Source organism: Psychrobacter sp. CX21 (assembly GCF_057396255.1).
The window spans coordinates 1-3,003 of the sequence record NZ_JBXYJG010000043.1 but is presented as its reverse complement, the minus strand read 5'-3'; the positions used below and the strand labels follow the sequence as shown (position 1 = coordinate 3,003).

General features: G+C 40.4%; 2 protein-coding genes. Both read left to right on the top strand.

Translation table 11 applies throughout. The features are described 5' to 3' along the window. The first annotated feature begins 57 nt into the window (after positions 1–57). Entirely contained in the window at positions 58–1,272 is a 1,215-nt protein-coding gene (locus AC2SLP_RS11965) for an IS256 family transposase (protein WP_486535535.1), read from the top strand. A gap of 712 nt (positions 1,273–1,984) precedes the next feature. Beyond that, a complete protein-coding gene (locus AC2SLP_RS11960; RefSeq protein WP_486535649.1) occupies positions 1,985–2,977 on the top strand; it encodes an IS110 family RNA-guided transposase in 993 nt (330 codons plus the stop codon). The last annotated feature ends 26 nt before the right edge of the window (positions 2,978–3,003 follow it).

Genomic DNA, 3,003 nt, shown 5'->3' with positions numbered 1-3,003 from the left:
GAGACTTTCCCAAACTTTGTGTAACTGCTTATAATCCATAGTAAAGGAGAATAAGCAATGACAAAACAAACAGAACTAAAAAAACTAGCCGAACAAATGGCCAAACACGTTGGCAGCTTTGAAGACATCAAAGCATTTCAAAAAGAGCTCATGCAGTCATTTATTGACACTGCATTAGAAGCCGAGATGGAAGAGCATCTAGGCTATCCTAAGCATGAAAAGGCGGATACCCCAAACAAGCGCAACGGTCACACCAAAAAGACAGTGCGCAGTGACACAGGTGAGATTGAAGTATCTACACCCAGAGACCGTGAAGGAAGCTTTGATCCTGTATTGGTTGCAAAGCATCAAACTCGTATCACTGGGCTCGATGATAAAATCATCATGTTTTACGCCAAAGGCCAGACAACCACTGAGATTGTTGAGAGTATCAAAGATATCTATGACGTTGATATCTCAACCAGTCTCGTATCAAGGGTTACTGACAACATCATAGATGACATCACAGCATGGCAGAATCGTCCACTAAGTAGCTTATATCCTATCGTATATTTAGACTGCATTGTCGTTAAAGTACGTCAAGACAAGCAAATCATTAATAAAGCCATCTATCTGGCCTTAGGCGTCAATCTTGAGGGCAAAAAGGAGCTACTGGGTATGTGGCTATCGGAGAATGAAGGCGCTAAGTTCTGGCTAGGTATTCTCACTGAACTACAAAACCGTGGGGTTCAAGATATTCTTATTGCCTGTGTGGATGGTTTAAAAGGCTTTAGCGAGGCAATTAATACGGTATATCCAAACACACAGGTTCAGCTATGTATTGTGCATATGGTACGTTACTCTATGAAGTTTGTACCATGGAAAGATAGAAAAAAAGTAGCGGCTGGTTTAAAGGCGGTTTATGGTGCTGATACGCTTGAGCTGGCAGAGGCTAGCCTTGAGCAGTTTAATGAGATCTGGGGCGATAAATACCCGCATGTGGTTACCTCTTGGCGCAATAATTGGGAGGGCTTAACCGTGTTCTTTGATTACCCGAAAGACATTAGAAAAGCCATTTATACGACCAATGCTATCGAGTCATTAAATAGCGTGATTCGTACCGCTGTGAATAAGCGTAAGATATTCCCATCTGATCAAGCGGCGTTAAAGGTTGTTTATCTAGCGACTCAGCAGGCGTCTAAAAAGTGGTCGATGCCCATCCGTAACTGGACGTCTGCTCTTAATCGATTTATGATTATGTTCGATGAGCGTGTTAGTAAGCATTTAATCTAAATTGCAGTTACACAGAATTCAGGATGGGCTCAAGCACAAATTCAAGAGTATTCACATCGACCCAGTAGTATTCGCATACTGTGCGACAATTTTTTTTATACAGACAAGTATCTCGCTGCTAATGATGTCACGGTAACCTATGCTATAAAAAACCTTGATCAGCAAACAATCACTGCTGTTGACCTTAATAATAAAACCTGTCCCGCTCGCTCTTAAATCAATCATTACTTTATTGATTGATACTGTGATACTTATAGGTATTATTTAAGATCCCGAGGGTCATGTTTATAACTCTAGAGGTATAGGGAATGATCATCAAGGATTTTTCAGTCTTGAAAATATCTGGAACTGATAATTAAACTATCCATAAAACTCTAGATAAATTAGAATCGACAGCGAATAAAGATCTGCTTAAAGTTAGTTTTGAAGGTGATTGGGTTCGTAGAGTGCGCCCCGCGCACCTATAAGCATCACATCCTATAACGGTGCGCATGGCGCACCCTTGTATCTTGACTGACCCCTTAACGCAATCAACGAGAGTTGATAAACTAAAGCGGTTAATCACGAGCATTGAGAGCATGAGCGCACCCTTAGTGCCTAGACACTGTAGCGTAGATAATGCCCAATGCTCATTTTTATCATCTTAATACTCTGAATGGTATCCAAGTGCCTCAATACGAGTGACACTGCATGAACAAGGGAAGATGACAAGATGACTCATTATATTGGTATCGATGTTAGTAAAGCAAAGCTTGATGTTGCATGGCTTAAAGATGCAGACAAGCTAAAGGTTAAAACCAAAGTATTTAAAAACAACAAAGACGACTTTGATAATCTTATCAACTGGCTAAAAACAAACGTCAGCGATAATTTAAGTGATATACACGTAACCCTTGAAGCAACAGGTGTCTATCATGAGAATGTGGCTTATTTTCTACATGATAAAGGTATTGCTCTAAGTATCGTAAATCCAGCCTATGTCAGAAGCTATGCAAACTCTCTTGGTAGTCGCAATAAAACTGACAAAAAGGATAGCGTCTTACTGGCTCGTTATGCTAATAGTGCTAAGCCAGAACAGTGGACACCGCCACCAGTAGAAGCAAGACAATTAAAGTCATTATTGACTCGTTTAGATGCACTACAGCAAGACTTGCAACGTGAGCTTAACCGTCAAGAAAAAGCATATGCTACTGATACTGCGCCTATTGTGAAGCAATCCATTGGCACTATGATTGATGCTTTAGAAGTTGCTATTGCAAAGCTTAACGATGATATTGATGATCATATCGATAAACATCCTAAGTTAAAGCATGACCAAGAGCTACTACAAACTATCAAAGGTGTAGGCCCTGCCACATCAAGACAGATGCTATCGCTGATGCACAATAAGCAGTTTACTAAAGCGTCACAGGTTGCAGCCTTTATTGGTCTTGTTCCTAGACATATTGAGTCAGGACAGTTTAAAGGCAAATCACGTTTAGCTAAGAATGGTTCAAGTGCTATTAGAGCTAAACTGTATATGGCTGCAGTGGTATCCACTAAATGGAATCCTGATATTAAGGCACAGTACGAGAGGCTGTTAGCCAATGGTAAGTGCAAGATGCAGGCGATTTGCGCTGCTATGCGTAAGCTTGTGCATATCTGCTATGGTGTATTGAAACATCAATCTCCTTATCAGGCAAAAGTTGAATTTATTTCTGCTTGATATTTATTTTTTAAGATGGTATCTAC